The 23,871-nt window shown below is 74.0% G+C and carries 20 protein-coding genes; 12 read left to right on the top strand and 8 right to left on the bottom strand.

Going from position 1 to position 23,871, the window contains the following annotated elements:
- Nucleotides 1-41 precede the first annotated feature (41 nt).
- The 4 genes from O7609_RS09075 (at nucleotide 42) to O7609_RS09060 (ending at nucleotide 7,087) form a co-directional block, all read left to right on the top strand.
- On the top strand, nucleotides 42-404 hold the full coding sequence (locus O7609_RS09075) for a DUF2530 domain-containing protein (protein ID WP_269737083.1): 363 nt from the start codon (nucleotides 42-44) through the stop codon (nucleotides 402-404).
- Nucleotides 405-1,027: 623 nt separating this feature from the next.
- Entirely contained in the window at nucleotides 1,028-1,693 is a 666-nt protein-coding gene (locus O7609_RS09070; protein ID WP_269734430.1) for a DUF3800 domain-containing protein, read from the top strand.
- Nucleotides 1,694-2,041: 348 nt separating this feature from the next.
- On the top strand, nucleotides 2,042-4,087 hold the full coding sequence (locus tag O7609_RS09065) for a hypothetical protein (protein WP_269734429.1): 2,046 nt from the start codon (nucleotides 2,042-2,044) through the stop codon (nucleotides 4,085-4,087).
- 129 nt (nucleotides 4,088-4,216) lie between these two features.
- Nucleotides 4,217-7,087 carry an FAD-binding and (Fe-S)-binding domain-containing protein gene (locus O7609_RS09060; protein ID WP_269734428.1) on the top strand — a complete coding sequence of 957 codons (2,871 nt, stop codon included), beginning with the start codon at nucleotides 4,217-4,219 and terminating at the stop codon, nucleotides 7,085-7,087.
- On the opposite strand, the gene O7609_RS09055 is transcribed toward O7609_RS09060, so the two are convergent.
- Nucleotides 7,050-7,742, bottom strand: coding sequence for an NAD(P)-dependent oxidoreductase (locus tag O7609_RS09055; RefSeq protein ID WP_443072085.1), 693 nt, complete (start codon nucleotides 7,740-7,742; stop codon nucleotides 7,050-7,052). The genes O7609_RS09060 and O7609_RS09055 overlap by 38 nt on opposite strands.
- 35 nt (nucleotides 7,743-7,777) lie before the next feature.
- Nucleotides 7,778-8,677, bottom strand: coding sequence for an EamA family transporter (locus O7609_RS09050; RefSeq protein ID WP_269734427.1), 900 nt, complete (start codon nucleotides 8,675-8,677; stop codon nucleotides 7,778-7,780).
- A 79-nt stretch (nucleotides 8,678-8,756) separates the two neighbouring features.
- Here O7609_RS09050 and O7609_RS09045 point away from each other — a divergent pair, with 79 nt between their 5' ends.
- Both O7609_RS09045 and O7609_RS09040 read left to right on the top strand, forming a co-directional pair.
- On the top strand, nucleotides 8,757-9,647 hold the full coding sequence (locus O7609_RS09045) for a LysR family transcriptional regulator (RefSeq protein WP_269744330.1): 891 nt from the start codon (nucleotides 8,757-8,759) through the stop codon (nucleotides 9,645-9,647).
- 302 nt (nucleotides 9,648-9,949) lie between these two features.
- The gene (locus tag O7609_RS09040) at nucleotides 9,950-11,068 is read left to right on the top strand and encodes an FAD-dependent monooxygenase (protein WP_269734426.1); all 1,119 of its coding nucleotides are present in this window, start codon (nucleotides 9,950-9,952) and stop codon (nucleotides 11,066-11,068) included.
- A gap of 67 nt (nucleotides 11,069-11,135) precedes the next feature.
- On the opposite strand, the gene O7609_RS09035 is transcribed toward O7609_RS09040, so the two are convergent.
- The 4 genes from O7609_RS09035 to O7609_RS09020 all read right to left on the bottom strand — a co-directional run bounded on the left by O7609_RS09035 (nucleotide 11,136) and on the right by O7609_RS09020 (nucleotide 14,015).
- Complete coding sequence (locus O7609_RS09035; RefSeq protein WP_269734425.1) at nucleotides 11,136-11,327, bottom strand: hypothetical protein; 192 nt, start codon at nucleotides 11,325-11,327, stop codon at nucleotides 11,136-11,138.
- 161 nt (nucleotides 11,328-11,488) lie between these two features.
- Nucleotides 11,489-11,950 (bottom strand): prevent-host-death family protein, encoded by a 462-nt coding sequence (locus tag O7609_RS09030; protein ID WP_269734424.1) that lies wholly within the window; start codon nucleotides 11,948-11,950, stop codon nucleotides 11,489-11,491.
- Nucleotides 11,951-12,005: 55 nt separating this feature from the next.
- A complete protein-coding gene (locus tag O7609_RS09025) occupies nucleotides 12,006-12,989 on the bottom strand; it encodes a phosphotransferase family protein (protein WP_443072238.1) in 984 nt (327 codons plus the stop codon).
- Between the two features lie 75 nt (nucleotides 12,990-13,064).
- Nucleotides 13,065-14,015 (bottom strand): GNAT family N-acetyltransferase, encoded by a 951-nt coding sequence (locus O7609_RS09020; protein ID WP_269743397.1) that lies wholly within the window; start codon nucleotides 14,013-14,015, stop codon nucleotides 13,065-13,067.
- A gap of 263 nt (nucleotides 14,016-14,278) precedes the next feature.
- On the opposite strand from O7609_RS09020, the gene O7609_RS09015 reads away from it, so the two are divergent.
- The 6 genes from O7609_RS09015 to O7609_RS08990 are packed head-to-tail and all read left to right on the top strand — an operon-like array spanning nucleotide 14,279 to nucleotide 22,228.
- A complete protein-coding gene (locus O7609_RS09015) occupies nucleotides 14,279-15,994 on the top strand; it encodes an acyclic terpene utilization AtuA family protein (RefSeq protein WP_269743396.1) in 1,716 nt (571 codons plus the stop codon).
- Nucleotides 15,991-17,589 (top strand): acyl-CoA carboxylase subunit beta, encoded by a 1,599-nt coding sequence (locus O7609_RS09010; RefSeq protein ID WP_269734421.1) that lies wholly within the window; start codon nucleotides 15,991-15,993, stop codon nucleotides 17,587-17,589. The genes O7609_RS09015 and O7609_RS09010 overlap by 4 nt, the downstream gene beginning before the upstream one ends.
- A gap of 26 nt (nucleotides 17,590-17,615) precedes the next feature.
- Entirely contained in the window at nucleotides 17,616-19,673 is a 2,058-nt protein-coding gene (locus O7609_RS09005; RefSeq protein WP_269743395.1) for an acetyl/propionyl/methylcrotonyl-CoA carboxylase subunit alpha, read from the top strand.
- Nucleotides 19,673-20,842: an acyl-CoA dehydrogenase family protein gene (locus O7609_RS09000; RefSeq protein WP_269734419.1), complete on the top strand. Its 1,170-nt coding sequence runs from the start codon at nucleotides 19,673-19,675 to the stop codon at nucleotides 20,840-20,842. The genes O7609_RS09005 and O7609_RS09000 overlap by 1 nt, the downstream gene beginning before the upstream one ends.
- A 13-nt stretch (nucleotides 20,843-20,855) precedes the next feature.
- Nucleotides 20,856-21,617, top strand: a complete 762-nt coding sequence (locus O7609_RS08995) for an enoyl-CoA hydratase family protein (RefSeq protein ID WP_269743394.1) — start codon at nucleotides 20,856-20,858, stop codon at nucleotides 21,615-21,617.
- Nucleotides 21,605-22,228, top strand: a complete 624-nt coding sequence (locus O7609_RS08990; protein ID WP_269743393.1) for a TetR/AcrR family transcriptional regulator — start codon at nucleotides 21,605-21,607, stop codon at nucleotides 22,226-22,228. Before O7609_RS08995 ends, O7609_RS08990 begins: the two co-directional genes overlap by 13 nt.
- 58 nt (nucleotides 22,229-22,286) lie before the next feature.
- On the opposite strand, the gene O7609_RS24600 is transcribed toward O7609_RS08990, so the two are convergent.
- Both O7609_RS24600 and tsaA read right to left on the bottom strand, forming a co-directional pair.
- On the bottom strand, nucleotides 22,287-23,147 hold the full coding sequence (locus O7609_RS24600; protein WP_332330042.1) for an excalibur calcium-binding domain-containing protein: 861 nt from the start codon (nucleotides 23,145-23,147) through the stop codon (nucleotides 22,287-22,289).
- Nucleotides 23,148-23,268: 121 nt separating this feature from the next.
- The gene (tsaA, locus tag O7609_RS08975) at nucleotides 23,269-23,673 is read right to left on the bottom strand and encodes a tRNA (N6-threonylcarbamoyladenosine(37)-N6)-methyltransferase TrmO (RefSeq protein WP_269734415.1); all 405 of its coding nucleotides are present in this window, start codon (nucleotides 23,671-23,673) and stop codon (nucleotides 23,269-23,271) included.
- Nucleotides 23,674-23,871 lie beyond the last annotated feature (198 nt).

Here is a 23,871-nt window from a genome sequence, read left to right as displayed (position 1 = left end):
CCTCACGCCGCCGTGTAGGCGAGCGATAGGCTGGCCACGTGATGCGTCTGAGGACCTGGCTGGACGACGACCGGGAGGCACCGGAGCCGCTGGAGGGCAACGTCGTGCTGACCGTCGCCGTCGGCACGGCTCTGTGGTTCGTGCTCTTCCTCGCGCAGCTCCCCTTCTACGGCTGGTTCGCCGACAACGGCCACACGTGGTGGCTGTGGAGCTGTCTCGCCGGGGGCGGCCTCGGCCTCGTCGGCCTGCTCTACGTCCGCGCCCGGGACGCCGCCATCCGCCGCGCCGCCCGGCCGTCCGGCCCGGAAGCCCCGGAGCCCTCCGGGCGCCCCGCCCAGCACCCCTCGCCGGCCCCGGGCGAGGCCGCGGACTCCCCCGGGAAGGCCGACGGGCGCCACCGCTGACGCCCCGCCGCCTCATCGCCGGCCTCGCCGGCCGCCAGCCCGGCCACTCCCGCGGCCGCGAGAGGGCGGCAACCGCAGGCCGTCGTGGCGACGCCCATCGCTCCGCCCGCATCGGCTCCGTCGCGAGAGGCGGGGTCCTGGGTCGGTTCACCCCGGCGTCCTCATCGGCCTGCTCACCCGTCGGTTCCGCGTGGCCCAGTGCGAAGTCGGGCACGCGCGTGTCAGGGCCGAGCCGGTATGCGTGAGGGGCTGGTGGGCGCTGTCTCCGCCCGGACCGCCGACACCCCTCGAAGCCGTTCTCGAAGGCTTCGCACCGCCGGTAATCAGTGGAGAATCAGAGAACATGACGATGTGTCAGCTGAATGGCCTATGCTGTGGCGCGTACGAGCCTTCCGGTGCACCGGAACTCTGCGGCCGGGGAGTGCCCCGGCTCCCAGGAATGGGCCGTGGCTGGTGGATCGGGTTCAGCGTGAACTCCGGTCCGGCCGAGCCAGGGGGCGGGTCGACGGGGCGCCGGAATGACGCAGCGCGTATCGCAGCACTTCCCGCAATGTGCGTCGGGGTCGAGTCGGCGATGCAGCCGCAATCCGCCCTGTCCAGTTGTAGGGAGAGTGATTCCCCGCATGAACCCGCATCCGCCCCCGCCGAGCCGGGTCTACTACATCGACGATTCCGGCACCCCCGGCGATGGGATGGTGTTCTACTCGGCCATCGGTGTGCCGTGCGACCAGACGGCCGCGATCGAGGGGAATTGGCGTGAACACCGCAGGTCATGGGAAGTCGAGCACGGTGTTCCGGCCGACTACGAGCTCCATGCGAACAAGCTGATTCCCGGCCGTGGTCGCCCCGGGGGCCGGAATCTTCCACGTATTGAGCGGTGGCTCCTCGCGCAGGCAGCCCTCGACGTCATCGGCGCCGCGTCCGCGCTTGACGTGATCACGGTGTACGCCCACGAGCCCGGGGCGTGGCGGGAGGCTCGCGAGCGCGCGTTCGGTGGTGCTCTGCGTGCGATCGACCGGCGGCTGGCGCGGTCCGGTGAGTACGGGCACGTGGTGGTCGACGGTGACGGAACCGATGCCTTCTACGCTGCCACCTGGCAGAGTCTCTCCCCTCCTCGTCTGCCGATTCCGCTCACCCAGGAGTCCTCGGCGTCCAGCGACTGGCTCCAGATGGCCGACCTCGTCGCCTACACGGCGTTTCAGGCCGTAGCGCGTCGGCCGGCTCGTCAGCACATGTGGGGCTGGTACACCCGCTACCTGCCGAAGGCGGGAGAGCCGGTGAGGCTGTGACGGAGGGGTGGATTCATGACGAGGCCCCGGCTCGGAAGCCGGGGCTCGTGAAGAGCAGACCTGGCACGCGCGAGATGCACGGCCCGGACCGCGACACCAGGCTACACGCCGAGCCCTGGTCAGGCAATGGCGATCATTCCCGTTCTCCGTTGATCCGTTTCCCCAGGAAGAGGGTAATCCGTGCCTGCTGAATCGAAATTCTCCGAACCGGATTTCCACGGTTCTCTCGATTACCGTGACGCCACGGGAATGCCCGCCGAGGCGGTCAGTTTCCGATATGATTCGGAAGAGGTGACGGTCAGCGGATTTCAGCGGCGGTTGCCGTCTGTCGCCTCGGCGGGAGACCGGATGAAGCTCGTCAGGGCGGGCCTGGCCGACCGCTTCACCTCCCTCACCGAGGACGCCTGGCACGCGGTGGCGCGAGCGGCTGTCTCCCCTTCCGGTCTGGCCACGCAGTTGCGATCACAGTCCACGCTGCCCTCGGCGATGATCGAGGAACACGTCAACGGAGCCACCCTCTTCTCCCTCTACGCCAGGACCTGGTTGACCGAACTCTTCCCCGGCCTCCAGCCGCGTACGGGGCAGGAGGCCCTTCCGGTGCCCGACCCCACGGTCGAGGGCGCCCTGAACGGACCTGTTCCCGCGGCTACGACGGTGTATCGCTACAGAAGCCAGGAGCATCTGCGCGACCATCTGCGGCAGACCATCGCGCAGACTCGGGAACTGAACCGCCAGAAGTACGATCACTCCATCCTCGCCCGGCGCATCACCCGGGCTGTTCTCGCCCATCCCGGGCGACTGGAGTTCGACGACGGAACCGAACCCGTCCACGTGATGCTGGTGCGAGACGGCATCACGCGGCTGACGAGTTCATGGGCCTTGCTGGCTCCCGACGGCGCGGACGCGCAAACCATCGCTGAGGCGTCCTGTGAGGTGCTGCTGGCCCAGAAGCCCACGCGCCGCGGCGTCGCGTCGAAAGCCCTGAGCCAGCAGATGGCGGTGGGCCGGCAGGGAAAACTGGTGGAGATGCACGAGGCGTTCTCCCGGGGCGTTCTGTCGGACCATCCGGCCGACCGTTCCGTCCGGCTCGGGCAGACTCTCACGGTCCCCGCTCAGATCACCGTGGGAGTCCGTTCTCACGAGGTGAACGGGCTCCCCGCGAAAGAGGTGTTCGACGATGCTGTGCGCAGCATTCTCGCGTCCGTTCACGTGGAGTTCTCTCCCTGGGAGGACGCGGCCCAGAACGTCGAGGTCGGTTCCCGGGCGCTGAAGCGTGTTCAGTGGGCCGGCTCGGCCGGACGGCACGGCGTCGGCGCGGACCTGAGCGACGTGGTGGACCTCGCCCTGGGACGCAGAGGGCCCCGGGATCTCGCCGACGTGTTCGACACCGACATCCCCGCGACGCCGCTGTGGCGGGCCGTCTACCTCGTGCACGCCCTGACGCGACCCGCCGTCTTCGGGAGGGTCAAGGCCGAGGCCAAGCACATCAAGGGCACGAAACGGATGACGAACGCCGGTTACGCGGAGCTGCTGGGTCCCATGGTGGACCTGCCGTGGCGGGCCGCCAAGCGTAACCTCCTGAGGCAGGCGCGCAACGCATGGGCCAACGGCGGAGTCCTGACGGACGAAGTACGGGGCGAGTGGCAACCCACGCCGCACGAGGACTTCACCGCCCTCGTCGGCCCCGCCCTCCAAGGGGACGACAACGCCCGGCTGACGCTCGTGACCGCCGGGGGCATCGCCCTGATCGCCGACAAACTACTCACCCGCAACGTGGGCTCCGCCGTGGGCCGCACCGTCCCCTACCGGGCCGACGTCAACGCGGTGGTGGCCGACTTGGGGCGGCGGGACAACCCGGAGGGACTGTGGCTGCTGGCGCTCGCGGCCGCGCGCTTCCAGGCCGACGGCAAGGCGCAGAACTCCTACACGGACAAGCAGCTCAAGGCCGTCGGACCCAAGGGCATGTACGTCATTCCCGACGTCGACCTGGCCCAGCCGGACCGGATACGCCGCGATCCCGGGGGCCTCGCGGAACGGCCTCTGACCCAGTACGAGGTCACCCGGATCGCCGACCCCGAGCGCGCCGCCCGGGAGGAGGTGAACCGTCGGGAGGCCGGCCGCAGCTCGCGCGAGCCCGACGTGGCGGAACTGCTCGCGCAACAGCAGCGCAGGCTGCGCGGTCACCTGACCGACGCCCGTCAGGCACTGGAGGCTCTGCAGAACATCCGCAACGACCCGGCCACGGGAACGCTCAGCCTGCTGGGGTCCGAGGACGACGCCCAGCAGTTGAACAAGCTCGCCCAAGAGCTCAGCGCCAGGATCTTCAACATCATCTCGGCGGAGTTCGACGAGGAGCCAGAGCCCGAACCGGAGAACGACGACGTCGAGACGTGACCCCGGGGCGTCCCGGGACCGTCCCCGGCGACGCCTGTCCCCCGCGGGCCCTCCGTACTCGTGCGTCCCCGAAACGGCGAGGGGCGGATGTCTTCGCCTTGGAGGCCTGAGGGGTGCACGCTGGAGGGCATGGGACTGGCAGGGCAGCTTCGGAAAGCCGTACGGGGAGACGTCGAGTTCGACGCCGCGAGCAGGGCGTTGACCACGATGGACGCCTCCAACTACCGCCGCGTGCCCGTGGGCGTCATCGCGCCCAGGGACGCCGAGGACGTCGCCGCGGCGCTCGCCGTCTGCCGTGAGCACGGCGTCCCCGTCGTCCCCCGGGGCGCGGGCACGAGCATCGCCGGGCAGGCCACCGGCACCGGTGTCGTCCTCGACTTCACGCGGCACATGAACGCCGTGCTCGACGTCGATCCCGAGGCCCGCACCGCCGTCGTCCAGCCCGGTGTCATCTGCGACACCCTCCGCGCCCACGCCGCCCCGCACGGGCTGACGTTCGGTCCCGACCCCTCGACGCACAGCCGCTGCACCCTCGGCGGGATGATCGGCAACAACTCCTGCGGCTCCCACTCCGTCGCCTGGGGCACCACCGCCGACAACGTCCACGCCCTCGACGTGCTGACCTACCGCGGCACCCCCGCCCACCTCGCCCCGGGCGGCCACGACGTACCCGAGCCGCTGCGGAGCACAGTGCGGGCCCTCGTCCACGGCGAGCTGGCCCGCCTGCGCACCGGCTTCCCCGAACTGCCCCGGCGCATCTCCGGCTACGCGCTCGACGCCCTCCTGCCCGAGCACGGCGAGGACTGGGCCCGCGCCTTCACCGGCGGCGAGGGCACCCTCGGCGTGCTCACCCAGGCCACCGTCCGGCTCGTCCCCGCGCCCGGCGCCCGGGTGCTCGCCGTCCTCGGCTACCCCGACGAGAGCGCCGCCGCCGAGGCCGCCGTCGGCCTCCTGCCGCACGCGCCCCTCACCGTCGAGGGCATGGCCGCCGACCTCGTCGCCCCCGCCGCCCGCGCCTCCCTGCCCCGCGGCGCGGCCTGGCTCTTCGCCGAAGTGGGCGGCGACACCCCGGCCGACGCCGAGGCCGCCGCCCGGCGGCTGTGCCAGGCCGCCGCCACCGGCACCACCGACCACCTCCTCCTCGTCGATCCCGCCGCCCAGCGCGCCCTGTGGCGGGTCCGCGAGGACGCCTCGGGCACCGCCACCCGCATGCCCGACGGCAGCGAGGCCTGGCCCGGCTGGGAGGACTGCGCCGTCCCGCCCGCCCGCCTCGGCGCCTACCTCGCCGACTTCCGCGCCCTCCTGCGCGCCCACGGACTGCGCGGCCTGCCCTACGGCCACTTCGGCGACGGCTGCATCCACGTCCGCATCGACTTCGACCTCCTCAGCCCGCCCGGCATCGCCCGCTTCCGCGCCTTCTCCGAGGACCTCGCCCGGCTCGTCGTCCAGCACGGCGGCTCGCTCTCCGGTGAACACGGCGACGGCCAGGCCCGCGCGGAGCTGCTCCCCGCCATGTACGGGCCCGAACTCGTCGCCCTCTTCGAGCGGTTCAAGGACGCCTGGGACCCCGACGGCGGCCTCAACCCCGGCGTGCTCGCCCGCCCGCACCGGCTCGACGAGAACCTCCGCTTCGCCGTCCTGCCCCGCGAACCCGTGCCCACCGCCTTCGCCTACCCGCACGACGACGGCGACTTCGGCGCCGCCGTCCGCCGCTGCGTCGGCGTCGCCAAGTGCCGCGACACCACCGCCTCCGGCGCCACCGTCATGTGCCCCTCCTACCGCGCCACCGGCCAGGAACAGCACTCCACCCGGGGCCGGGCCCGGCTCCTGCACGAGATGCTCGCCGGTGAACTCGTCACCGACGGCTGGCAGTCCGAGGAGGTGCACGAGGCGCTCGACCTGTGCCTGTCCTGCAAGGGCTGCAAGACCGACTGCCCCGTCGGCGTCGACATGGCCACCTACAAGGCCGAGTTCCTCCACCACCACTACGCCGGACGCCGCCGCCCCGCCGCCCACTACGCCATGGGCCGCCTGCCGCGGTGGCTGCGCCTCGCCGCCCTCACCCGCACCGCGCCCCTGCTCAACGCGGCGGCCTCCGTCCGCCCGTTGGCGCGGGCCGCGAAGCGGCTCGCCGGGCTCGCCCCCGAGCGCGACATCCCGCCCCTCGCCCCCGAGCCCTTCACCCGGTGGTGGCGCCGCCAGGACCGCACCGCCCAGCCCTCCGGCCCCACCGCCGTCCTGTGGCCCGACACCTTCACCAACCACCTCTCCCCGGCCGCCGGCACCGCCGCCGTCGCCGTGCTCCACGACGCCGGGCTCCGGCTCGCCGTCCCGCCCAGGCCCGTGTGCTGCGGCCTCACCTACGTCTCCACCGGCCAACTCGACCAGGCCCGCGCCGTCCTGCGCCGCACCCTCGACGTCGTCGCCCCCGCTCTGGACGCCGGGCTGCCCGTCACCGTCCTCGAACCCCCCTGCGCCGCCGCCCTGCGCACCGACCTGCCCGAGCTCCTGCCCGAGGACCCGCGCGCCGCCCGGCTCGCCGGGCTCGTCCGCACCTTCGCCGAAACCCTGGAGGAACTCGCCCCCACCTGGACCCCGCCCGTCGTCGGCCAGCCCGTCGCCGGGCAGACCCACTGCCACCAGCACGCCGTCCTCGGTGACGCCGCCGACCGGCGCCTGCGCGACCGGGCCGGGCTCACCGGCGAGCTCTCCGGCGGCTGCTGCGGCCTCGCCGGCAACTTCGGCTTCGAGGCCGGACACCACGACGTCTCCGTCGCCTGCGCCGAGGACCAGCTCCTCCCCGCCGTCCGCCGGGCCCCCGCCGACGCCGCGATCCTGGCCGACGGCTACAGCTGCCGCACCCAGCTCACCCAGCTCGCAGGCGTCCGCGGCCAGCACCTGGCCGAGGTCCTGGCCGCGCACCTGCCGTCACCGGCCCGCACCGACGGCCCGGCCTGTGCCGTCACGCCGACGGGATCCCGTCGGCGTGGACGACCGTGAAGTGGCGGTCGGGGCCCGGCGCCTCCAGCGCGTCGACCGTGGCGACGGCCAGGTCCTCGGCGCTGATCCACGAGCGGCCGTCGGCGGCGGTCAGCAGGGTGTCGGCGCCGCGCCGGTAGCGGCCGGTCCGGTCGCCGGGCGCCAGCAGGGCGGGCGGGCTCAGATACGCCCAGTCGGCGGCGGGGTGGGCCTCGCACGTCCGCAGCTGGGCGACCCCGGCGGTGGCCACGTCCCGCCACTCGGTGGGCACGTACGCGGGGTCGTCGGCGACCAGCGGCCCGCCGTCCCCGGGGCTGCGCAGCGCCCCGGCACCGCCGACGACGAGGACCCGGGCCCCCGCCTCACCGGCGACGTCCAGCACGGTACGGGTCGCGCCGACGAGGAACTCCCGGTCGGCGGGGAAGGTGCGCACCGCCAGCACGACGGCGTCCGGTGCGGCGCCGGACAGGGCCCGGCGCAGGGCGCCGGCGTCCGCCGCGTCGACGCCGACCGGCGTCACGCCCGGCTCGTCGCCCGCGGGCCTGCGCGACAGGGCGAGTACCCGGTGCCCGCGTCCGGCCGCCTCGGTGGCCACCCGGCTGCCCACCATCCCGGTGGCACCGAGCACGGCGATCGTCATCTGCGGCGTCGTCTGCTGAGCCGTCTGCGTCGTCATCTGCGTGTCCTCCCTGGACGTCGGCATGTCGGTGGTCAGGCGGCCCGGCTGCGGGCGAGGCGGCCGGAGAGGTTCGGGGGATCGAGCTGCGCGGCGAGCATGGCCGCCAGGGCGAGGGCGAAGCCGAGGGCCTGCGGCAGGCTCAGCGACTCGCCGAGCGCGATCCCGACGACGGCCGCGACCAGGGGCGACAGCAGGACCAGCGGCGCCGACGCACCGACCGGCAGCCGGCCTATGCCGCGGAACCACAGCGCGTACGCGATCAGCCCGCCGACGCTGCCGAGCCACAGGTAGCCGCCGACCGCACCCGCGTCGAGCCGCTGCGGCACCCCCTCCACGATGAGCGTGAACGGCAGCAGGAGCAGCCCGCCCGCGGCCAGTTGCCAGCCGGCCAGGGTCAGCGGGCCGGCCCCGGAGGGGCGGCCCCAGCGCTTGGTGAGGACGAGTCCCGTCGCCATGGTGGCCGTACCGGCGAGCCCGGCGAGCACGCCGAGGGCGTTCAGCCCGGCCCCCGGCCCGAGGACGACGAGCCCGACGCCGAGCACGCCGAGCACGCCCCAGGCCCACCGCCAGCCGGTGGGCCGGTCGCGGAGGACCGCCATGGCCAACCCCGCGACCAGCAGGGGCTGGGCGGCGCCGAGCGTCGCCGCGACACCGCCCGGAAGCCGCTCGGCCGCCAGGAACAGCAGCGGGAAGAAGGCGGCGATGTTGAGCGTGCCGAGCACGGCGGCCTTCCACCACCAGTCCCCGCGCGGCAGCACGCGGGTGATGGCCAGGGCGAGCAGCCCGGCGGGCAGCGCCCGCATCAGCCCGGCGAACAACGGGTGCCCGGGCGGCAGCAGTTCGGTGGTCACGGCGTAGGTGGTGCCCCAGGCCGCGGGAGCGATCGCGGTCAGCGCGACGGTGGCCCCGTGCCGTGTGGTCAAGGTCTGCATGGGGTGAAGTCTGGGCGGGAAACGGCCATGAATCCAACGCATGTTTGCGATGCAAGCCATGAACTGCAACCATGAATGGATGGACCTCCAACAGCTCCGCTACGTCGTCGCCGTCGCCGAGACGCGCAACTTCACGCGCGCGGCGGAGCGCTGCTTCGTCGTGCAGTCCTCGCTCAGCCACCGCATCGCCGCGCTCGAACGCGAACTGGGTGTCAAACTGTTCGCCCGCTCCAGCCGCCGCGTCGAACTCACCGACGCGGGCGAGGCGTTCCTCACCGGCGCGCGGGAGTGCCTCGCCGCCGCCGACCGGGCGGTCGTCGACGCCGCCGCCGCGACCGGCGTCGTCCGCGGCCGGCTCGCCGTCGGCGTCATCGTCACCACGGCCGCCGTCGACGTCCCCGAGCTGCTCCAGCGCTACCGCGCCCGCTACCCGGACGTCCGCGTCCTCCTGCGCGCCGGCGGCAGCTACGAGCTCGCCGCGGCGATCCGCAAGGGCGAACTGGACATCGCCTTCCTCGGCCTGCCCGAGGGCGAGCTGCCGACCGGCGTGGAGACCCTCGCCCTCGATCACGACCAGCACGTCCTCGTCGTCCCCACCGGCCACCGGCTCGCGGGCGCGCCCCGGGTCACGCTGGAGGAGATCGCGGAGGAGACGTTCGTGGACTTCATGGACGGAACCCCCGCCCGCACCCAGTCCGACCAGGCCTTCACCGCCGCCGGCCTGACCCGCGACGTCGCCTACGAGGCGGGCGTCGCCGAACTCATCACCCGGCTGATCGGCCGCGGGCTCGGCGTCGGCCTCCTGCCCTCGGCGTTCATCCGACCCCTCGCCGCCGACGACCCGGAGCTGGCCCTCGTCCCCGTCGTCGACGGCCCGCGCCGCGTCGAGTGCCTGGCCTGGAGCCGCTTCAACCCCACCCCCGCCACCCGCGCCCTCCTCGACGTCCTCGGCGTCCGCCCCCGGCCGTAGCCCGTTATGCGCGGTGCCGCCGCTGCGGCGCCGTGCGGGCTTCCGGTGGCCGAGCGCGCAAGCCGGCCACCGGAAGCCCCGCGTCCGCGCCCCTCCGTAGCGGGCGCGCCGGACGCCGACCCGTGCGCCCACCGCCCCCTCCGCTCTGACCAGGAGCGAAGCACATCGCCCGGGTGCGTCCCTTTGTAGGCCAGTGCGACGGCGCGCCGCACCGCCGCACCGATTCCAGAAGAACCGCTTCCGGAACCGTTCCGCCAGCCGGATTCGACCGTGCCTCAGCCGCGCGTCGATAGGTTCTCGGCATGGAGATCTCCAGCGCGACGATTGTGGGCGGCGGTACGACGGGTACCGCCCTGGCCGTGCTGCTGCGGCGGCGCGGGGTGCACGTCGAACTCGTCGAGGCCCGGCCGGACTTCGGTGCTCTCGGAGCCGGAGTGCTGCTGCACGGGAACGCGCTGCGGGTGCTGCGGGCGGTCGGCGTCTGCGACACCGTCCTGGCGGCGGGCACGCCCTTCGCCTCCCTGGGCATCCTGCGCCCCGACGGCTCGCTCCTCACCGAACAGCCCGACCTGCACAGCGGCGGGCCGGACCTGCCCCCCGTCTGCGGCATCACCCGCCCAAGGCTCCAGCGCATCCTGGCCCAGGCCGTGACCGAGGCAGGGGTCCGCGTCCACCTCGGGCAGCGCGTCGAGGAGGTCGAGCAGGGCGCCGAGGGCGTCCGCGTCGCACTCGCCGACGGTCGGCGACTCCACGCGGACGTCGTCATCGCGGCCGACGGCGCCCACTCGGGCCTCCGCCGCCTCGTCGACCCGGGCGTCCCCGAACCCACCGGGTGGGCCGTCTGGCGGGCCCTGATACCCCGTCCCGCCGACGTCACTCGCACCTGTCTGGCCTACGGCGGGGTCGCCCACATCGCCGGATTCGCCCCGATGGGAGCGGACACCGGCTACACGATGTTCGTCGTCGACGCCCCGCCCGTCGCAAGCGAGCCGCGCCGCGAGGACTACGCGCGGCACGTGGACGAGCTCGCCGCCGCCTACGGCGGTCCGGTGTGGAAGGAGATCCGCGGCCACCTCGCGGGCGCCGAGATCCACCACACGCGCTTCACCCACTACGTGGCCCGGCGCTGGCACACGGGACGGCTCGCCCTCGCCGGGGACGCCGCCCACTGCATGCCTCCGACGCTAGCCCAGGGCGCCGCGATGTGCCTGGAGGACGCCCAGGTGCTCGCGGACTCCCTCACCGCCGAGCATGCCGACGTCGCCGAGGCCCTGGCCGCCTACCAGGCGCGACGTCTCCCGCGCGTCCGGGCGGTCGCGGACGCCAGCATGCGACTGGGTGAACTGCTCGCCACAGGCCGGCACCGGGAAGGCCCCGCCCTCATTCACGGGACCCTCACCGCCCTCAGCGAGGAGCCCTAGGCCGGCTCCAGCCCGGCGACCGGCCCCAGCACCATTCGGCCAACTCCGCCCGGGCGGGGGCGAGGCGTCAGGTATCCGTGTCCTTGGGGTGCCGGGTGGACGCCTGGACGTGGTGCACGGTGCGTCGCTCCTCGTCCACGAGATACCGCACCCTGCCGCCCGCCGTCACTTCGTACTCCCACTGCGGATACGTCTTCCCGCCGATCGCGCCGGTGGCGAGCCGGCCGCGCAGCCGGTGCTGCCGGTCGGGGTCGCTCATGCGCCGGGGGTCACTGCGAAGCGCCTCGTAACAGCGACGCGTGTTCGCCGCGGCCGAGGCGCACAGGTCCACCCACCCCTTGGCAGCCTCGTTCGTGGCGAACCGTAACCGCCATTCGTCGCCGACGGGCGGTGCGGGGACATCGTCACCGCGTTTCGGTGTCACGGTGCGGGCACCTCTCCGTGATCCTCGTCGGGGAGGGGCGTGGTGAGCTGGGCGGCGAGGTCGGGGTCGGCCAGGATCCTCGCCGTGGCCCGCCACTCGGTCACGACTCGGTGGACGTTCGTGTGCACGTCCAGCTCCACCGCGTCGCGGGTCGCGTCTATGAGGTCGACCACGAACTCGCGCACCTCCTCGGCCGACAGATGCCGCACCCACGGAAAGACGCTGGGCAGGGACATCAGAACGGCCCGAGCACCCTCGTCATGGCTCATCAGGGCCGTGAACAGGCGGGACGTGACGTCCGCGGTCTCCTCCCGCTGTTGGTCGTGTCGCTCCGTGGTGAGGTAGAGGCCCTCACCGTCGCGTCGCGTGACCCGTACCCGCTGGGCGCGTTCCACCGTCTCGGCCACGCGCTTGGAGTGCTTCGACAGGTCGGAGAAGGGCACGGTCGGAGTCGTCATACGCCGAGATTACTTCGGAACATATTCCGAAGTCCACCCGACGCGTCCCCGCGCTTCAGGCGTAGAGGTGGAGCAGGGCCTCGACGTACTCCTCCAGGCGCCGGGTGAGGACGGCCGGGGTGAGGTCGGCGCGCCCGAGCTCGCGCCACGGGACGGCGACCTTCTCGGCGCCCGGGGCGACGGCCAGGGCGTCGAGAAGGCGCCAGTACAGGTGGTCGGCCGGGTCCTCGCTGAGGGCGCCCCCGGCCGCGAGGTAGTGGTCCGCGAGCCGCAGGCCCGCGGGCACGCCGTGCAGCAGGGCGACGGCGGTGGAGCAGTGGGCCACGTCCAGGTCGGCCGGTCCCCACGACGTCTCCACCCAGTCCACGACGCCGGTAATCCTCAGGTCGGGGCCGTGTCCGGTGAAGAGGACGTTGCCCGGGTGGAAGTCGCGGTGCAGGAAGCAGGGCCGGTGGGCGGGGGGTTCGCGGCGGATGACCTCCACGGCCCGTCGCCACAGCTCCGGCCGCGCGGTGTCCTCCGGGACCGCGACCCCTTCGGGGCTGGTCCACGCCTGGTACGGACGAGGCCGGGCCCCCTCCGGTACGTCCACGCGGTGCACGGCGGCCAACTGCTGTGTGAGGAGGGTGACTCGGAGGTCGACGTCGTCCTCGTCCAGCCGGATGCCCCCGGGCAGCAGCGACATCGCCAGGGAAGGGTGGTCACAGTGCTCCGCGGCGGCGTCGATCGCGTGCAACCGCGCCGCGGGCACATCCGTGTCCGCGAGCAGGCGGAGCACGTCGGCCTCGCGCGTCAGCAGGCCCGGTGCGTGCCGCACGAAGAAGGGCTTCACGAACGAGCGCAGGACCAGCGCGTACGGGCCCCGGCGCCCCTCGATGTCGAGTCGGCGCATCCGGGAGGTCCACCCGCCGCGCAGCGCCGTGGCGGACCGTATGCGGTCGCCGGGAGGCAGGCTGCGCTCCAGCCATCGGCGGGTGTTGGGCCACTCCGCGTACTCGCTGTCGGTGGGCTGGGGGAAAGTTGCGGTCTCGGGTTCGATCACGCGCGGCAGCCTAGGAGTTCTCCCCTCCCGGGGTGGGGCGCCCTCGCTGGGGGCGCCCCGCCCCGGGGGTGGTTAGCGCCAGGTCATGTTGAGCTCGTGCTCGAACGCGGCGTATCCGGCGCGTTGGAAGGCCTTCGCCATGGGCGTGTTGCCGAGGTCGGTGGAGGCCCTGACGCGGGGGACGCCCTGCCCGGCGAGGACGCGGGTGCCCTCGGCGAGGACGTCGTCGATGTAGCCGTCGCCGCGGTGCTCGGGCAGGACGGCGAGGTAGGCGATGATCGGGTTGTAGCCGTTGTGGGCGGGGAGGACGAAGCCGACGGGCGTGCCGTCGGGCAGGGTGGCCACGCGCCACCAGTCCCGTGGGCTGTCGTAGCGCGCGAGCTCGTCCTCGTAGTGGCTGACGGCCGCCGCGCGGGCGGACATCCGGGTGAGGTCTTCACGGCTGTGGGCGTCGAGCGTGCCCTCCAGCGCCGAGGTCATCAGCGTCAGCAGTTCCTCGGTGTCCCGGAGTTGGCGGAAGTTGAGGCGTCCGCGCGGGGCGGGAGGCGGGGCGTCCGGGAGCCACTCCAGGCGGATGCGCTCGACGAACAGCCGGCCGCCCGTGTCCGCCACGACGGCCATGCGGTCCTGGACGGTCCGCCGGGCGGCGGGGTCGTCCTGCCAGCCCGGTGGGACGAAGCGGGTGTACTCGGGCGGGGTGGCCCCGGGCGGGAGGGTGGCGGCCATCGCGGTGCGTAGCAGCTTCGTGCCGACGGCCACGCGCTCCGGGCCGGGCAGGGTGTCGTCGACGTCGAGGATGTCCAGGAGGAACGGGGTGTCGTTTCCCGGACGGCTCCACCAGCCGAGCCTGGCGAGCAGCTGGCCGCCGCGCTCGGCGATCCACAACCACCCTGGCCGTCGGCGCCCCTGGGTGAGGTCGTGTGCGATCCCGGTGTTGAGGGTGTAGGGCAGCTGGTTGAAGAGGTCGAGCTCTTCGCGTCCGGCGATCGGGCGCAGGGTCAGTTCGTGGCGTTCCACGGTCATGCATGCTCCGGTGAAGGGTGCCCGTCCGCTCCCCTGTCAGCGGTGGTCGGTGCTCCGGGAAGAGACGGGCGTGATGGTCATGGCGGTCATCGGTTCGCCCTTCCTCTCGCTGTCGTGCCCGCGGCCCTGGTGGCGTGGCGGGGTTCCGGGCGTCAGGTCTACCCGAGTGCCGTTCCGGTCCGCAACGCGATTTCCGTGGTGGTGGCGGTGAGAAAATCCAGCAAGCATGCTTGCTTGTTTCTCCTCGGGCTGCCACGCTGGCGATGCCTTCAGGGAGGGAGAGCCGCGTGGTGCGGATCGGCAATGCTTCGGGCTTCTACGGGGACCGGTTCGACGCGGTCGAGGAGATGCTCACCGGGGGCCCGCTCGACGTCCTCACCGGTGACTACCTGGCCGAGCTGACGATGCTGATCCTCGGCCGGGACCGGCTGAAGGACCCGGACCGGGGTTACGCCCGCACGTTCCTGCGGCAGCTGGAGAACGGGCTCGGGCTGGCCCGGGAGCGCGGGGTCAGGCTGGTCGTCAACGCGGGCGGGCTCAACCCGGCCGGGCTGGCCGGCGCCGTACGGGAGCTGGCGGAACGGGTGGGGGTGCCCGCGCGGGTCGCCCACGTCGAGGGGGACGACGTCCTGGGCCGGGGGTGGGGCGAGGGCGTGCTCACCGCCAACGCCTACCTGGGCGGGGCCGGGATCACCGCGTGCCTGCGGGCCGGAGCGGACGTCGTCGTCACCGGGAGGGTGACGGACGCGGCCCTGGTCAGCGGGGCGGCGGCCTGGTACCACAACTGGGGCCCGAAGGAGCTGGACGCGCTGGCCGGAGCCGTGGTCGCCGGGCACGTGCTGGAGTGCGGCACCCAGGCCACCGGGGGCAACTACGCGTTCTGGCGCGAACTGCCGGGCGGACCGCCCTACGGCTTCCCGCTGGCCGAGGTGGCGGCGGACGGCGGCAGCGTCATCACCAAGCACCCCGGCACCGGGGGCGGCGTCACCGTGGGCACCGTCACCGCGCAGCTGCTTTACGAGACGGCGGGCCCGCGCTACCTCGGCCCGGACGTCACGGCGCGGCTCGACACGGTACGGCTCACGGCGGACGGCCCCGACCGGGTACGCATCGACGGGGTACGGGGCGAGGCCCCGCCCGACACCGTCAAGGTGGGTCTGACGCGGCTGGGCGGGCACCGCAACGAGGTGGTCTTCGTGCTCACCGGGCTCGACGTGGAGGCCAAGGCCGCCGCCGTCCGCGAGCAGTTGGAGGCAGCCCTCGACCGGGCCGGGGCCCGCCCCGAGCACGTGAGCTGGACCCTGGCCCGCACGGACCGGGCCGACGCCGACGTCCAGGAGGAGGCGAGCGCGCTGCTGCGCCTGGTGCTCCGGGACCGCCGCCCGGAGGCGGTCGGGCGGGCGGTGAGCGGGGCGGCCGTGGAGCTGGCCCTCGCCAGCGTCCCCGGGTTCCATCTGACGGCCCCGCCCGGCAGGGGCGCGCCCTACGGCGTCTTCGAGGCAGCCTTCCTGCCCGCCGCCGAGGTGCCGCACACCGCCGTCCTGCCGGACGGCTCCCGCGTCGCGGTCCCGGCGCCACCGGTGCGCGAGGACCGGGCCGCCGCCGTGGCGGAGCCCGCGCTACCCGCGCCGCTGCCGCCCGGGCTGCCCACCCGCCGGGCCCCGCTCGGCGCCGTGGCCGGGGCCCGCAGCGGCGACAAGGGCGGCAGCGCCAACGTCGGTGTGTGGGCCCGGGACGAGGACGCCTGGCGCTGGCTCGCCCACACCCTGACCGTCGAACGCCTCCGGGCCCTGCTGCCCGAGACGGCCGGCCTGCCCGTCACCCGTCACGTCCTGCCCAACCTCCGGGCGCTCAACTTCGTCGTCGACGGTCTGCTCGGGGAGGGTGTGGCCGCGCAGGCCCGCTTCGACCCGCAGGCGAAGGCCGTGGGGGAGTGGCTGCGCGCCCGCCACCTGGAGATACCCGAGGTGCTGCTGTGACCGTCCTGCCCACCGCGCTCGACACCGCCGCGCCCGAGTACGCCGCCCGCCGCGCGGCGATGCTGGAGAAGCTGGCGGAGCTGGACGCCGAGCACGCCAAGGCCGTCGCGGGCGGCGGCGAGAAGTACGTCGCCCGGCACCGCGAGCGCGGCAAGCTGACGGCCCGCGAGCGCGTCGAGCTGCTCGTCGACCCCGACACACCGTTCCTCGAACTCTCGCCGCTGGCCGCCTGGGGCAGCGACTACACCGTGGGCGCGTCGCTCGTCACCGGCATCGGCGTCATCGCGGGCGTCGAGTGCCTGATCACCGCCAACGACCCGACGGTGCGCGGTGGCGCCAGCAATCCGTGGACGCTGAGGAAGGCGCTGCGGGCCAACGAGATCGCCCACGCCAACCGGCTGCCGTGCGTGAGCCTCGTCGAGTCCGGCGGCGCGGACCTGCCCAGCCAGAAGGAGATCTTCATCCCCGGCGGGGCCCTGTTCCGGGACCTCACCCGGCTGTCCGCCGCCGGAATCCCCACCGTCGCCGTCGTGTTCGGCAACTCGACGGCGGGCGGCGCCTACATCCCCGGCATGTCGGACCACGTCATCATGGTCAAGGAGCGGGCGAAGGTCTTCCTCGGCGGGCCGCCGCTGGTCAAGATGGCCACCGGCGAGGTCGCGGACGACGAGGAGCTGGGCGGCGCCGACATGCACGCCCGCGTCTCCGGGCTCGCCGACCACTTCGCCGAGGACGAGCCGGACGCCCTCCGCCAGGCCCGGCGCGTCGTCGCCCGCCTCAACCACCGCAAGGCACACGCCGACCCACCGCCCGCCGAGCCGCCGAAGTACGACGGGGAGGAGCTGCTCGGCCTCGTCCCGGCCGACCTCAAGGCGCCGTTCGACCCGCACGAGGTCATCGCCCGCGTCGTCGACGGCTCCGACTTCGACGCGTTCAAGCCCCGCTACGGGCCGAGCCTCGTCACCGGCTGGGCGCGGGTGCACGGCTACCCCGTCGGCGTCCTCGCCAACGCGCGCGGCGTGCTGTTCAGCGAGGAGTCCCAGAAGGCCGCCCAGTTCATCCAGCTGGCCAACCAGCGCGACGTCCCGCTGCTGTTCCTCCACAACACCACCGGCTACATGGTCGGCAGGGAGTACGAGCAGGGCGGGATCATCAAGCACGGGGCCATGATGATCAACGCGGTGTCCAACTCGCGGGTCCCGCATCTCTCCGTGCTCCTCGGGGCCAGCTACGGCGCCGGGCACTACGGCATGTGCGGCCGCGCCTACGACCCCCGGTTCCTGTTCGCCTGGCCCAGCGCCAAGTCCGCCGTCATGGGGCCGCAGCAGCTCGCCGGGGTGCTGTCGATCGTCATGCGGGAGTCGGCGGCGGCCAAGGGCAGGCCGTACGACGAGGAGGGTGACGCGGCCCTGCGCGCCATGGTCGAGCAGCAGATCGAGTCCGAGTCGCTGCCGATGTTCCTGTCCGGGCGCCTCTACGACGACGGCGTCATCGACCCCCGGGACACCCGCACCGTCCTCGGGCTGTGCCTGTCCGCCATCCACACCGCGCCCGTCGAGGGCGCGCGCGGTGGCTTCGGCGTCTTCCGGATGTGAGGGGTGTGAGGGCTGTGGAGAAGACGATGACCGTCACGTCACTGCTGGCCGCCAACCGCGGCGAGATCGCCTGCCGGATCTTCCGCACCTGCCGCGAGCTGGGCGTCGCCACCGTCGCCGTGCACTCCGACGCCGACGCCGGAGCCCTGCACGTCAGCGAGGCCGACGCCGCCGTCCGGCTGCCCGGCGACACCCCGGCGGAGACGTACCTGCGCGGCGACCTGGTGGTCAAGGCCGCGCTCGCCGCCGGGGCCGACGCCGTCCACCCCGGCTACGGATTCCTCTCCGAGAACGCCGACTTCGCCCGCGCCGTCACGGACGCCGGGCTGGTGTGGGTCGGGCCGCCGCCGGAGGCCGTCGAGGCCATGGCCTCCAAGACCCGCGCCAAGGAGCTGATGCGGGCCGCCGGAGTGCCGCTGCTGGAGCCCCTCGACCCGGCCGCCGTCACCGCCGCGGACCTGCCCGTCCTCGTCAAGGCCGCGGCGGGCGGCGGCGGCCGGGGCATGCGCGTCGTCCGCGAACTCGACGCCCTGCCCGGCGCGATCGCCGCCGCCCGCGCGGAGGCCGCGGCCGCCTTCGGGGACGGCGAGGTCTTCGTCGAACCGTACGTCGAACGCGGCCGGCACGTGGAGGTGCAGATCCTCGCCGACACCCACGGCACCGTCTGGGCGCTGGGCACCCGGGACTGCTCCCTGCAACGCCGCCACCAGAAGGTCATCGAGGAGGCCCCGGCGCCCGGCCTCACCGAGGAGCTGCGCGGCGTCCTCCACACCGCCGCCGTCGAGGCCGCCCGCGCCGTGGCGTACGTGGGCGCGGGCACCGTCGAGTTCCTGCTCGCCCCCGACGGGCGGCCCTGCTTCCTGGAGATGAACACCCGCCTCCAGGTCGAGCACCCCGTCACCGAGGCCGTCCACGGCGTCGACCTCGTCGCCCTCCAGCTCCGCGTCGCCGAAGGGCACGCGCTGGAGCCGGAGCCCCCGGCCCCGCGCGGCCACGCCGTCGAGGCCCGCCTCTACGCCGAGGACCCGGCCCGCGGCTGGCAGCCCCAGACCGGCACCCTGCACCGCCTCGCCGTCCCCGGCGCCGCCCAGCGCGGAACCGGCGGCCCCGGCGACTCCGGCGTGCGGCTCGACACCGGCGTGCGGGACGGCGACGTCGTCAGCCCGCACTACGACCCCATGCTCGCCAAGGTGATCGCCTGGGCGCCCACCCGCGCCGAGGCCACCCGCGCTCTCGCCCACGCCCTCGGCCGGGCCCGCGTCCACGGCCCCGTCACCAACCGGGAGCTGCTCGTCCGCTCCCTGCGCCATCCCGAGTTCACCGCCGGGCACCTCGACACCGGCTTCTACGAGCGCCACCTCGCCGAGCTCACGGCCCCCGAGGACGACGGCACAGGCCAGGCCCTCGCCGCGCTCGCCGCCGCCCTCGCCGACGGCGCCGGCGGCCGGTTCGGCATCGGCGGCTGGCGCAACGTCCCCTCGCAGCCGCAGCGCAAGACCTACCGGGTCGGCGCGGACGGCACCGAGCACGAGATCGCCTACCTGCCCACCCGGGACGGGCCGCGCGCCGAGGGCTTCCCCGGCGTCCGGCTGCTGCACGCCGAACCCGGACGGGTCGTGCTCGACGTCGACGGCGTCCGGCGGCCCTTCGACGTCGCGGCCTACCCCGGTACCGACGGGGACACCGTCCACGTCGACTCCCCGCTCGGCGCCCACGCCTTCACCGCCCTGCCCCGCTTCCCCGAGCCCACGGCCCGCACCGAGCCCGGCTCGCTCCTCGCGCCCATGCCCGGCACCGTCGTCCGCGTCGCCGAGGGCCTGGCCGTCGGGGACGCCGTCGCCGAGGGGCAGCCGCTGCTGTGGCTGGAGGCCATGAAGATGGAGCACCTCGTCACCGCCCCCGCCCCCGGCACGCTCACCGCCCTGCACGCCGAGCCCGGCCGCCAGGTCGACGTCGGCGCGCTCCTCGCCGTCCTCACCCAGGAGCCCCAGGACCCCGAGGAGACCCAGGAGCCCCAGGACCCCCAGGAACAGCGCCACGCACCGGAGCCCGCGCCACCCCATGAGCCCGAGGAGAAGCCCTGATGGACACCGCACTGGTCGAGTCGCAGGAGCTGACGGACCTCCGAGCCGCCGTAGCCGCCCTCGGACGGAGCTACGGCCGGACGTACTTCGAGACCGTCACCCGCGAGGGCCGGCACACCGACGAACTGTGGGCCGAGGCGGGGAAGCTCGGGTTCCTCGGCGTCAACCTTCCCGAGGAGTACGGCGGCGGGGGCCGCGGCATGCGCGAACTGTGGGCCGTCCTGGAGGAACTGGGCGCGGCGGGCTGCCCGCTGCTCATGATGGTCGTCTCGCCCGCCATCTGCGGCACCGTCATCGCCCGCTTCGGCACCGAGGAGCAGAAGCGCCGCTGGCTGCCCGGACTCGCCGACGGCAGCGCCAAGATGGCCTTCGGCATCACCGAGCCCGACGCCGGCTCCAACAGCCACCGCATCACCACCACCGCCCGCCGCGACGAGGCCACCGGCGACTGGCTGCTCACCGGCCGCAAGGTCTTCGTCTCCGGCGTGGACATCGCCGGGTCCACCCTCGTCGTCGGCCGCACCGAGGACGCCCGCACCGGCAAGCTCAAGCCCTGCCTCTTCGTCGTCCCCCGCGACACCCCCGGCTTCCAGCGCAACCTCATCCCCATGGACCTCCAGGCGCCCGAGAAGCAGTTCGAACTCGTCCTCGACGACGTCCGGCTGCCCGCCCACGCGCTCGTCGGCGACGAGGACGCCGGGCTCCTCCAGCTCTTCGCCGGGCTCAACCCCGAGCGCATCATGACCGCCGCCTTCGCCCTCGGCATGGGCCGCTTCGCCCTCGACCAGGCCGTCGCGTACGCCCGGGGCCGCAGCGTCTGGAAGCAGCCCATCGGCGCCCACCAGGCCATCGCCCACCCCCTCGCCCAGGCCCACATCGAGCTCGAACTCGCCCGCCTCATGACGACCAAGGCCGCCGCCCTCTACGACGCGGGCGACGACGTCGGCGCCGGCGAGGCCGCCAACATGGCCAAGTACGCCGCCGCCGAGGCCAACATCAAGGCCGTCGACCAGGCCGTCCACACCCTCGGCGGCAACGGGCTCAGCACCGAGTTCGGCCTCGCCGCGCTCATCAACGCCGCCCGCGTCGCCCGCGTCGCGCCGGTCAGCCGGGAGATGATCCTCAACTACGTCTCCCACCAGTCCCTCGGCCTGCCCAAGTCCTACTGAGGAGCCCCCTTCCATGAACTCCCGGGCCGACGAGAAGGACCTCGTGCTCAGCGCCGACGAGCGCGGGGTCCGCATCCTCACCCTCGACTCACCCCACAACCGCAACGCGCTCTCGCTCCCCCTGATGACCGAGCTGCGCCAGGCCCTTGAGCGGGCCGCCGCCGACGCCACCGTCCGCGCCGTCCTCCTCACGCACACCGGCAACACCTTCTGCTCCGGCGCCGACCTCAGCGGCCGGGGCGGCACCCCCGAGGACCTCGTCGCGCTGCTGCGCGCCCTGGTCGAGCTGCCCAAGCCCGTCCTCGGCCGCGTCACCGGGCACGTGCGCGGCGGCGGGCTCGGCCTCCTCGGCGCCTGCGACATCTCCTGCGCCGCGACCCCGTCGTCCTCCTTCGCCTTCAGCGAGGTGCGCATCGGCGTCGCCCCCGCCGTCATCTCCCTCCCGCTCCTGCCCCGCCTCGAACCCCGTGCCGCCACCCGGTACTACCTCACCGGGGAACGCTTCGACGCCGCCGAGGCCGCCCGCATGGGCCTGGTCACCCAGGCTGCCGACGACGTCGACGCCGCCCTCACCCCCGTCCTCGACTCCCTGCGCCGCTGCTCCCCCCAGGGCCTCGCGGCCGCCAAACAGCTGGTCACCGCCGAGGTGCTGCGCGCCTTCGACCGGGATGCCGGTAGCCTCACAGAGCTGTCCGCGCGGCTGTTCGGCTCGGCCGAGGCCCGCGAGGGCATGACGGCATTCCTCGAACGACGGGACCCGGAATGGGCGCAGTGACGACACCGAAGCAGGACCGCAGCCGGGCCACCCGGCAGCGCCTGCTGGAGTCGGCCGTGACCTGCCTGGCCGAGCACGGCTGGTCGGGCAGCACGGTCACCGTCGTCGCCGAGCACGCCGGCGTCTCCCGGGGCGCCGCCCAGCACCACTTCCCGACCCGCGAGGACCTCTTCACCGCCGCCGTCGAGTACGTCGCCGAACAGCGCTCCGCCGAACTGCGCGCGCTGACGGGCGACGGCGACGACGACCGCCCCGGCCGGGGCGGCACCCACGCCGCCGTCGACGCCCTCGTCGGCCTCTACACCGGCCCCCTCTTCCGCGCCGCCCTCCACCTCTGGGTCGCCGCGTCCAACGAACCCCAGCTCCGCCCCCGGGTCACCGATCTGGAAGCCCGCATCGGCCGCGAGACCCACCGCATGGCCCTGCACGTCCTCGGCGCCGACGAGTCCGTCCCCGGCGTCCGCGAGACCGTCCAGGGCCTCCTCGACATGGCCCGCGGCCTGGGCCTCGCCAACCTCCTGACCGACGACAGCGCCCGCCGCGCCCGTGTCGTCACCCAGTGGGCCACCCTCCTCGACCAAGCCCTGGCCGCCGAGCCGGCCGCGCGCTGACGGGAGCCGTGCCCCCGGGCACCGGCTCCCGTCACGCGACGACGCGGCGGCCCGACCGCTACTCGCAGCCCACGCCGTCGCCGTCCCGGTCCAGGTGGCGCCCGTACCCGGGCTGTCCGGCGTACACCGGTGCCGCGCCCGCGGCCCGGGCGGCCGAGCAGTTCTCGTAGTACACGCTGCCGCCCCCGCCGGAGCCGGAGGTCGAGCCGCCGGAGGTCGAGCCGCCGGAGGAGGACCAGTACGGCTCGCACGCGACGCCGTCCCCGTCGGCGTCGAGCCCCGCCCGGTAGCCGGGGCTTCCCCGGTGGAGCGGGGCGGCTCCCGCCGCGCGCACGGCGTCGCAGTTCCGGTAGTAAGCGCTGTCGGAGCCGCCGGAGCCGCCGGAGCCGCCGGAGCCGCCGGAGCCGCCGGAGCCGCCGGAGCCGCCGGAGCCGCCGGAGGAGGAACCGGTGGACGAGCTGTCGGAGGACGGGGAGCTCTCGACGGGAGTGGGCGTCGGGGAGTGCAGCCTGGTGCCCTTGTCCCCGGGGCAGTCCGTCTCCGGCGCGACCAGGTGCACCTCGGCGCTGGAGGAGTCGGCGTTCAGCGGCGTGTCGGCCTCCGGGCTCTGGAAACAGACCGTCCAGTCCTGGTGCTCGGCCGGGAGATCGACGTCGCTGTAGGCGCTGTGGGCTTCGAGCGCGGTACTGACAAGGGACTCGACCCGGTCCTCGGCCTCCCCGAACTCAAGACCGATGAGCTTGGGCATCGTCGACGCGGGTGACGGCGTCGGGTCGGGCGTGCCGACCGGGCTGGGGCTGGCCGACGTCGTGGCGCTCGGGCTGGACGACGGCCCCGTGTCGGTCTCCTCGGGAGAGCACGCGGTGACGGCCAGGCCGAGGACGGCGGCAACGGCTATGAGGCAGTGGCGCTTGGGCAAGAAAGTCCCCTGTTTGTCAGCGTGTTGAGCTGGAGCGCCGCTCAACATACTGACGCCGGGACCTTCTACCGGCCGGTACGCCGTAGTTGTGTCCTCCGCGGCATGCCCCCTGGGGCACGTCTCAGCGGTCGCGGGTCAGGAGAGGCTTGACGTCCAGGATCGGGGTCGCGTCGATGGCTTCGAGGTTCCGGACGTGGACGCGTGAACCCGCCGCCGACAGGATGTGGACTCGGTGCAGGCCGATCGGGTTGGGGCGGTCGGGGGAACGGGTGGCGAAGACCCCCGTGAGCGGACGGGTGGCCTCGTCGCGTGGACGGACCGTGAGCGTGTGGCGATCGGCGCCGTGGAGCCAGGTGAGCAGCAGCACGTCGGTGCCCGGGACGAGGCCGTCCAGCGCGGGGAGGTAGGCGTCGTCGAAGACGAGCCAGGCGTCCGGGGCGCCCTCGTCGGGCTGACGCGGCGCCGCCGCCCGGTCCTTGAGCGCCGACTCGACATGCCCGATCGGATGCAGGGTGAATGCGTTCATGCGCGTCTTCCCGTCCTCGCCCGTGCGTTCGCGGCCCGCCGGCCCCGGGGCCGGGCGAGCGCGCCCGGCGCTGCCCGGGCGAGCGGACCGATGTCCTGGACCGTCATCGTGCCCGAGGCCCACGCCACCGTCGTCGTCCCGGCGTCCGGCGGCGGGGCCGGGACGCCGGTCGAGGCAGCGTCGGCCGTCCCCGGGAAG

Source organism: Streptomyces sp. WMMC1477 (assembly GCF_027460245.1).
In the GTDB taxonomy this organism is placed as follows: Bacteria; Actinomycetota; Actinomycetes; order Streptomycetales; family Streptomycetaceae; genus Streptomyces.
Note: the sequence above shows the minus strand (reverse complement) of the source record. Positions and strands in the feature narration are given on the sequence as shown.

Bases quoted from the DNA above. Each gene is read 5' to 3' on its own strand.
- O7609_RS09000 (WP_269734419.1), top strand. From the start codon at position 19,673: ATGGACACCGCACTGGTCGAGTCGCAGGAGCTGACGGACCTCCGAGCC.
- O7609_RS09050 (WP_269734427.1), bottom strand. From the start codon at position 8,677: ATGCAGACCTTGACCACACGGCACGGGGCCACCGTCGCGCTGACCGCG.
- O7609_RS08990 (WP_269743393.1), top strand. From the start codon at position 21,605: ATGGGCGCAGTGACGACACCGAAGCAGGACCGCAGCCGGGCCACCCGG.
- O7609_RS09030 (WP_269734424.1), bottom strand. From the start codon at position 11,950: ATGACGACTCCGACCGTGCCCTTCTCCGACCTGTCGAAGCACTCCAAG.
- O7609_RS09055 (WP_443072085.1), bottom strand. From the start codon at position 7,742: ATGACGACGCAGACGGCTCAGCAGACGACGCCGCAGATGACGATCGCC.
- O7609_RS09045 (WP_269744330.1), top strand. From the start codon at position 8,757: ATGGACCTCCAACAGCTCCGCTACGTCGTCGCCGTCGCCGAGACGCGC.
- O7609_RS09065 (WP_269734429.1), top strand. From the start codon at position 2,042: ATGAAGCTCGTCAGGGCGGGCCTGGCCGACCGCTTCACCTCCCTCACC.
- O7609_RS09070 (WP_269734430.1), top strand. From the start codon at position 1,028: ATGAACCCGCATCCGCCCCCGCCGAGCCGGGTCTACTACATCGACGAT.
- tsaA (WP_269734415.1), bottom strand. From the start codon at position 23,673: ATGAACGCATTCACCCTGCATCCGATCGGGCATGTCGAGTCGGCGCTC.
- O7609_RS08995 (WP_269743394.1), top strand. From the start codon at position 20,856: ATGAACTCCCGGGCCGACGAGAAGGACCTCGTGCTCAGCGCCGACGAG.
- O7609_RS09035 (WP_269734425.1), bottom strand. From the start codon at position 11,327: ATGAGCGACCCCGACCGGCAGCACCGGCTGCGCGGCCGGCTCGCCACC.
- O7609_RS09015 (WP_269743396.1), top strand. From the start codon at position 14,279: ATGCCTTCAGGGAGGGAGAGCCGCGTGGTGCGGATCGGCAATGCTTCG.
- O7609_RS09060 (WP_269734428.1), top strand. From the start codon at position 4,217: ATGGGACTGGCAGGGCAGCTTCGGAAAGCCGTACGGGGAGACGTCGAG.
- O7609_RS09040 (WP_269734426.1), top strand. From the start codon at position 9,950: ATGGAGATCTCCAGCGCGACGATTGTGGGCGGCGGTACGACGGGTACC.
- O7609_RS09020 (WP_269743397.1), bottom strand. From the start codon at position 14,015: ATGACCGTGGAACGCCACGAACTGACCCTGCGCCCGATCGCCGGACGC.
- O7609_RS09075 (WP_269737083.1), top strand. From the start codon at position 42: ATGCGTCTGAGGACCTGGCTGGACGACGACCGGGAGGCACCGGAGCCG.
- O7609_RS09005 (WP_269743395.1), top strand. From the start codon at position 17,616: ATGACCGTCACGTCACTGCTGGCCGCCAACCGCGGCGAGATCGCCTGC.